This is a genomic window from Clostridium sp., assembly GCF_016650095.1.
GTDB lineage: Bacteria > Bacillota > Clostridia > Clostridiales > Clostridiaceae > Clostridium_AD.
In genome coordinates this window covers 1-7,905 of sequence record NZ_JAENWL010000154.1, presented here as the reverse complement: position 1 = coordinate 7,905, position 7,905 = coordinate 1, and the positions used below count along the sequence as shown (strand labels likewise).

The following is a 7,905-nucleotide window of genomic DNA, read 5'->3' as shown; positions in this document are numbered from 1 at the left end:
GAAACAATATGGGAAATTAATTGTTGAGACTGCAATTACTCCGGAAAATATTTCAAAAATAGCAGTAGGAGCATATCAGCATACAAATAAAGATAATGCCCACAGTACAAATAAGGGACAGCCCCAAACTACTACTGAGGCTAAAGTTAATACTCCATTAAAACCAAATAAAAACATGGGAAAAAGAAAACTTGTCGATGTTACGAAAAGCATTAAACTGGGGAAAGGTCAAAAGCTGAGCTTAAACCAAAATTGTAAAAATCTTTCAAAATTAATAGTGACGTTAGATTATAATACGAGCTTAAATTGTAATGATGAGTTTGATTTGGATGCATCGGTATTTATGGTAGATATAAATAATAAAACAATAGATAAAGATTTTATTTTTTATGAAAACACTAAGAGTACTTGTGGCGGGGTACCTATTAACGAGGACCATAAGACTTCACTTAAAGACGCATATAATGAAAGCATACAATTAGATTTAAATCTAATACCTGCTCACATTCAGAAATTAGCTTTTACTGTAACAGTATATGAAGCAGATGAAAGACATCAAAATTTTGAACAGGTATCAGATGGATATTTTAGAATTATAGCTGGTGACACAAAGCAAGAAATTTTAAACTATAAATTCAATGAAGATTTATCTATAGAAACAGCCGTCGTGGTAGTGGAAATATATAGATATAAGAATGAGTGGAAGATTAATTGTATAGGTAGTGGGTTTAAAGGAGGACTCGAAGCTCTCTGTACTAATTATGGAATAGAGACGGTTTAGTAGTTGCTTGATTGTTTTGTATGTGACTAATATGAATATTGTAGTAAACTTATATATAACCAATAAGGGACTTATGATTAAGTACCTTATTGGTTTTTTGAGGATGATTTTTATAATTATTTGAAATTAAATATATTAGACAAAAAACTTTTTGCTTTTTCTTTGGTGTATTTTTTTTCATCATTGAAATTAGGCAAGGGCAAATTGAAATTTACTTCTTCTAATTTATGAGTATCATAGAATTTTTTCCCGATTTTTTCTTCTATGTTATTATAACCAGTAGGCGTTAGTATTGTAATGTCGAGTCCAAATAGGTTTAAGAAACATAGAGTAATGGAATCTTCATCACTAAAAATACTTTCATTATTATCATAAATAAGTAGTTTAGGTATCTTTGATGGATAATCATACTGCTGAATTAACTGTAGTATGCTCTTATCAAGATTTAAAATTGTCATTAAAATTTTTAATTTGAATTCCTTATCTATACTTTTTTTTAGCATATCAGTTTTCATCAAATAATTTATTTTATCTATTATAATATGTTGCAGGGAAGTTTTTAAATAAGAAAATTTATAACTGCTATGGGTTAGTATTTTTTGTTTATCAACAAAACCACTATTATCAAGCATAAAGGCTAAGGAGTATAAATCGGATTTTTCATAAGTTACATTAGTAAAAGGAACCTCGGCGATAAATAATGTATTCTCCGCTGATTTCAAATGAAAAAAATCTTTCCAATATAAACTTAAATCACTGTGTACGCCACTTATTTTAGCAAATAAGTTTGGAATATATACGGTGCTATTCTCCACAAGAAACCCTGTACGCAAGCTAGAAGGTTCATTCCATAAAACTTTAAGTTCATAAAAGGTAGTTTTAAGTGTAGTTGGATTAGTTTTATATTCTTCAAATTGCCAAGGTTTATAAAAGCCATCTTCGTCTGTATATAGTGCAGTTGATAATTCCTTTGAAGCTTTTAATGCAACAGTTTCTTGTCTCACAAGTAATTCTTCTCTTGGAAAATCTTTTAAAGGGGCTTTATAAGGGAGTTCAAAGCTCTTTGAAAATAACTCACTACATTCTGTAATCTCTAAAATCATATCACTAAAGGAATTTATATATAAAACATCACAGCCTAATCTAGATAAAAAAATTAAAAATAAAAGCTCATGTTTTTTAATATTGCCATAATATATAACTTTAGGACTTATAATCTCATCAGATGAAGTATTTTGGAAGGCGAAATTCTTCATAAGGTTCGGAACAAAATCATGAATCCAAGAGAGTAACTTTAAAGAAAGATTTCTAATTTTAGATATTGATACATTTTTTTCTTCTTTGCAGTATAAATCTAATATATAGCTAAAACTACTTGCCATAGAGCAATTTAAAGTATGATTACTTGTTGGGAAAACTTTGTGTTCTATTAGTAAAGTAGATAGCTTACTAGTTAGTGATGCATCGAAAGGATCTACATACTGCCATATATTTAAAGTGCTAGTTATTAATTTAGGAACAGTGCGTATAGGGATAGAGTGTGTAAATTTTAAATATAAACTTTCCAAGATACTAAGAGTTTTGTCCAATCTAAATAGATCATTATAATAAGCATCTTCGTTTTGCTTAATTCCTATATATCTATAAAAATATACTGGGATAGAAGGGACAGAGCCACCAATAAACCCAATTCTCTTATTAGATGGCAGTGTTAGGTCATCAAATATATTCATACTGTTTTTAAGTATAGGATACATAGAATCTTTAAAAATTGTATCTGAAGATGAATTTATATTTTTTGAAGATGAAACAGTATTTTCTGTAACATGCTGTTTGTTTTGTATAATAGGGTTTTCAATTTTATTAATCTTTTCTTTTTTATCGTTTGTATTGAGCTGGTTTTGTGTAAACTTAAAAGCTATTAATGGTGCACTATTAGGAAGCTTTATGAGTTTTGAATAAATACTTGTTTTGTAAATTATGGGAAAATTCATATCGGATTCAGAATTAATATAAATCACATCACAACCTAGTTTAGATAAAAACATTAAAAAATATATTTCGTGTGTTTTTATCTCACCATAGAAAAGTACTTTAGGACTAATAATATTTTTTTCAGGACTAGGATTATAATCGGAATTTTGGAATAATTTTGGAACAAATGATTTAATCCATCCTAAAAATTTAACAGCGAAGTTCTTGATTACAGTTTCTGTAATATTATTTTCATTTGCTAAATATAATGCTAAGGTTTCATCAAAGCTACTCTCAATATAATCATTAAAATAGTTATCTTTTAAATTTGGGAGTAGGCCTTTAGTTTTAAGGATATTAATTAAAGCACTTCTTTTAAGTGAATTAGAACTAAGAAATCCATTCCATGGGATTTGTGCTATATCCTTGTTCAAAACTTTCATTGGTATTCCCGAGCTAAAGTTTAGATAAGGGACTTTCATTGAAGTCAACTTATCATTTAGTTTATGTAAATTTTCATAATAGATTTCTTTATCTGCACTAATGCCAATATATCTATAGAAGTAGACAGGTATATATGGCGATTTTGATCTAATATATCCCTGTCGTTTATTTAAAGGAACAAATATATCTTCAAATAAATTTTGTGATTCTATAATAGATGTCTTTATTTGTTTTCTTGTATTAATCAAAGTTTAACCCCCAATCTTATTTTCACAGCTATAATACACATTGATATAGAAGTAAAAATACAATATAATCTATATAAAAAAAATTAAATATAAAATAGTTTTTGTTTTATTAAAAAATACATATTTACTATAACTAGTTTATCATTTAATGTATAAAAATACTATAAAACTATCAGCCTAATAAGAAGAATAGGTTAGATAAATAAACCGATACTATAAGTATACTAAAATAGAAAGGAAGTTTTAAATTGAATATAAATGAATTAATAGTGTGCCCAAAATGTAATAACAAAAACTTCGAGATGAAACATGAAGCAACTTATCTGTATACATATAAGATAGACACTTTAAATACGAATATAGAGGATGAGGAATTAGAAAATCTTCCATTTTTATTTGATAATAGGCAGCAGACTAGTTTCAGTGAATACATAGAATGTAATAATTGTGGCACCAAATATCCATGTTCCTTTGATAAAAACAATCAAACTATAGATCTAACTATAATGAAAAAAGCAATAAGAGCAGACAATGTAAAAGACCCTGAATTCCTTGGGTAAAAATAAAATTTATTATTATGTTTTATAAATAGATATGTTTTAATGGTATTATTAATATAAATTATATATAGTGGTAAAATTATACTACATATAATTTTAATTCAATGATATTTATGCTATTATATTTATAGTAAATAGTTTTGGGATGAGGGAATTAAAATGAAAAAAATTATCATAACTATATTTATAACACTAATTTTTGCTGTAATATCTGGGGCTTATGCAATAGGTATTTCTTACGCGATGGCAGAAGAGGGAGGACTATCTTTCTTAGTACCATTAGTAGTAATTATGTTCATAGGAATTATAGGAGTGTTAGGCTATAACATGTATGATAGGATAAAGGAAATAAGAAGGGGCGATGAAAATGATATTAGTAAATACTGATTATATTAGTGGTAAAGAGATAGAGACTCTTTCTATTGCTAAAGGTTCAGTTGTATGGTCAAAAAATATAGGTAAAGATATTTTAAGTGGGTTTAAAACCTTGGTTGGAGGAGAAATTAAAAGTTACACAGAAATGATGGATGAAGCCAGGGCTATAGGTACAAAACGTATGGTTGAAGAAGCAGAAGGCATGGGTGCTGATGGTGTTGTTAATATAAGATATTCAACTAGCGCTATAATGCAGGGAGCTGCAGAAGTTATTGTGTGTGGCACAGCAGTAAAATTTAAAAAATAATAAGTTATATTTATTAGGGGCATGAAAAACCTGTTATTACTTGAATGTCACTTATATAAAGAGCTATAGAAAAACGCTGTAAATAATTAGTTATTTACAGCGTTTTTCTATAGCTATCTGATTTTTATCTGATATTAAGTTTTTATTGATAGCCAAATTGTCACATTTGAATTTAATCCCTTATAGTAAAACTATATTTTCTTTCATACAATCATCTATCATTTCATCTGTCCATATGGAAGCTTGAACTTCTCCAATGTGTGCCTTATTTAGAAAATACATGCATATTCTAGATTGACCTATGCCACCGCCAACAGTATAAGGGAGTTTACCTTCTAGTAGTAGCTTATGGAATTTAAATGAGGACCGCTCCTCACAACCTGCTAATTTAAGTTGCTCTCTTAGTGCTATTTCATCAACTCTTATTCCCATAGAGGAAAGTTCAAAGGCTTTTTCTAGTAATGGATTCCAGAAAACTATATCTCCGTTAAGTGACCAATCATCATAGTCAGGAGCTCGACCATCGTGCTTTTCTCCCGAATTTAGGATTCCACCAATTTTCATTATAAATACTGCAGTTTTTTCTTTACATATAGCATCTTCTCTTTCTTTTGGAGTAAGAGATGGGTACAAATCCTCGAGTTCTTGTGTCGTTATAAAGAAGATCTTCTCAGGTAAAAATTTTTCTATTTTAGGATATAATTTATTGATATGATCTTCAGTATCTTTAAAAACTTTATAAAGACTAGTTACAATCTCCTTTAATTTGTCTATTGTTCTTTCTTTTTTTGGAATAACCTTTTCCCAATCCCATTGGTCCACATATATAGAGTGAAGGTTATCCAAATCTTCATCACGCCTTATAGCATTCATATCCGTATATAAACCTTCTCCTATCTCAAAGCCATATCTATATAGAGCCATACGCTTCCATTTAGCTAAAGAATTAACAATTTCAATATTCGTATCAGATAAGGCTTTCATATCAAATGAAACAACACGTTCAATACCGTTTAAGTTATCATTTATTCCAGTATCAGATTTTACGAAAAGAGGAGCTGACACCCTTGTAAGAGTTAACTCTTTTGATATTCTATTTTCAAAAAAATCTTTTACTTGTTTAATTGCAATTTCCGTATCTTTTAATCCGAGAAGTGGTTTGTACCCTGTTGGAATTGCAAGATCTTTTTTGTAAGTTATCATAAATAAAACCTCCTAGTAGTTTTGTAATTTTATTGTTGTGATTAGCATGGCCATGCTATATATTCTTAAAATAGAAACAAAAAACAAAAAACCTTTCATCCTGTATATAGGACGAAAGGTTAGACTTCCGTGGTACCACCTAAATTAGCTAAAAAAGCTCACTCTTAATCAGTACGGAAATAAAGTTTCGATACTGTCCTGCATATAACGGTTAGGATCCGTCCATACCTAATTTCACAAGGATTTCAGCTGGAAACTCAGAGATGTTCTTCAATATAGACTTCGTATGGAACTTCCACTATCGTCCACTCGCTTTAACTACTTCCTATATTTACTCTTCTCGTCATAGTCTTTATAAATAACTTACAATCATTCTAACTTGCAAGGTGCAATTTGTCAACATGCAAAATGAATATTTTTAATAAGCAATATTGACAAGTATATTTATTTAAATCATAATTAAAGTATTAATAAAAAAAATATTGGAATACTTGAGGGGTTTATAATATGAAAAAGAAATATATAAATTGGGTTTTAGTCGCAGGATGGATGATATTAATATTTATGTTTTCTAGTCAGGTGGGAGAAGCATCTAGTAAAAATAATAAATTTGTTATATATGTATTTGACTTGATAGGATTGGACTTAAATAGTTTATTTGGAACTTTGAGCGATTTTATAGTTAGAAAAGCAGCACATTTTACTGAATATTTTATTTTGTATGTTCTGTCATATAGGGCTATAAATACAAACAAAAATAGAAATACTAAAGCTTTTATTTGGAGCATATTAATTGTGTTTCTATACGCATGCTCTGATGAGTTTCATCAAGCTTTTGTTCCAGGTAGAGGGCCTGCTTTTAGAGATGTATTAGTAGATACTTGTGGAGGACTTACAGCTTTTTTGACTATGTATATTTGTCACATTAAAAAAAAGACCTGCTCCACCTAATAAAGTCCTGACGAAATTAAAATAAAGTTCTGCTCCAAAAGCTAATCGGCCCCCCACTCTCGATTAGCTTTTTCCGCTTTTACCCTACCTTTCCCTCGAAGAAATCCTCGATAAAACCCCCGACTAAATGTCCCTCAAAACCATCCCGAAAGGGATAATGATAGGTTCAATAGCATGACATAAACCTAAACAAATAAAGGCTTACATAGCATTTAGGAACAGAGAAGTAAACCTATAATTAGAAAGAAAATGAGATATAAAGATGGAAGAAAAGATGGACTCCTACGGAGAGTTTTGGGTGAAATAATGGTGGAAAAAAGAGAGAAAAAAGAGCGTGAAAAGGATTTTGGGTAAAAGATGAAGATGAAGTGAGTGATTGCAAGGGTTAAGGTGGATTTGGTGCGTGATAAAAGCAAGACTTTATTAGAATTTAAATAAAGATTTGATTTTGGGTTTGGGTTATTTTGGGATAAAAAGAGGGTTTGGAAGCAGAACTATATTAAATTGGGTGACGCTGGAATGCGGGGTTGTGGGGTGTTTGGAGCAAGAACTTAATTAGAATCTAACATAGTAGGAAGTTAAAACTCTAACGAGTTTTAATTAAAGGCTTAAATTTATGGAAATATAAGGGATTATGTGTTGATGAAAATTCGCACATTTAACATATTCATAAAATATAAATATAGTTATGAACAGTGTTATCCACATTAAAACCATAAAGTTGAGGTTAAGTGTGGACGAATTTTCTTTGAGGGCTATTTATGTATTAACCTACTTAATCCAGATAGTATGAGTAAATGGAATTATTTTATATATTTTTATTCATTTAACAAAGTATAAATATTAAGATAAAAAGTCTAAATAAATATCCAAAAGGGATAGGAATAGATTAAACGTTAGATGTTTGAGAAACAAAAAAAATCATACGAGAATCTTATTAAATATGACTCACGTGATATGTTGTTATGAATTATAGCTTTATTACTCTTAGAAGCCTTTGTATAGCATTATTAATCTTCATATGAACATTAGCCTTACTTTCAGTATAAAGTTGCTCTAAAT

General features: G+C 29.3%; 7 protein-coding genes and 1 other annotated feature. Of the genes, 5 read left to right on the top strand and 2 right to left on the bottom strand.

Annotated elements, in window-relative coordinates; genetic code table 11:
* On the top strand, window positions 1-781 hold a 781-nt coding region (locus JJE11_RS10340), incomplete at its 5' end, for a TerD family protein (RefSeq protein ID WP_291635247.1).
* A gap of 116 nt (window positions 782-897) precedes the next feature.
* Here the strand turns inward: JJE11_RS10340 and JJE11_RS10335 are convergent.
* Entirely contained in the window at window positions 898-3,447 is a 2,550-nt protein-coding gene (locus JJE11_RS10335) for a YceG family protein (RefSeq protein ID WP_291635245.1), read from the bottom strand.
* 248 nt (window positions 3,448-3,695) lie between these two features.
* On the opposite strand from JJE11_RS10335, the gene JJE11_RS10330 reads away from it, so the two are divergent.
* From JJE11_RS10330 to JJE11_RS10320, 3 genes are all read left to right on the top strand, one after another.
* The gene (locus tag JJE11_RS10330) at window positions 3,696-4,007 is read left to right on the top strand and encodes a hypothetical protein (protein WP_291635243.1); all 312 of its coding nucleotides are present in this window, start codon (window positions 3,696-3,698) and stop codon (window positions 4,005-4,007) included.
* Between the two features lie 159 nt (window positions 4,008-4,166).
* Entirely contained in the window at window positions 4,167-4,394 is a 228-nt protein-coding gene (locus JJE11_RS10325; RefSeq protein WP_291635241.1) for a hypothetical protein, read from the top strand.
* Entirely contained in the window at window positions 4,375-4,689 is a 315-nt protein-coding gene (locus tag JJE11_RS10320) for a YbjQ family protein (protein ID WP_291635239.1), read from the top strand. Before JJE11_RS10325 ends, JJE11_RS10320 begins: the two co-directional genes overlap by 20 nt.
* A 180-nt stretch (window positions 4,690-4,869) precedes the next feature.
* Here the strand turns inward: JJE11_RS10320 and asnA are convergent, their stop codons facing one another.
* Window positions 4,870-5,892, bottom strand: coding sequence for an aspartate--ammonia ligase (gene asnA, locus JJE11_RS10315; protein WP_291635237.1), 1,023 nt, complete (start codon window positions 5,890-5,892; stop codon window positions 4,870-4,872).
* Between the two features lie 104 nt (window positions 5,893-5,996).
* Window positions 5,997-6,248, bottom strand: a binding site (T-box leader).
* A gap of 151 nt (window positions 6,249-6,399) precedes the next feature.
* Here asnA and JJE11_RS10310 point away from each other — a divergent pair.
* Entirely contained in the window at window positions 6,400-6,843 is a 444-nt protein-coding gene (locus tag JJE11_RS10310) for a VanZ family protein (protein ID WP_291635235.1), read from the top strand.
* Window positions 6,844-7,905 lie beyond the last annotated feature (1,062 nt).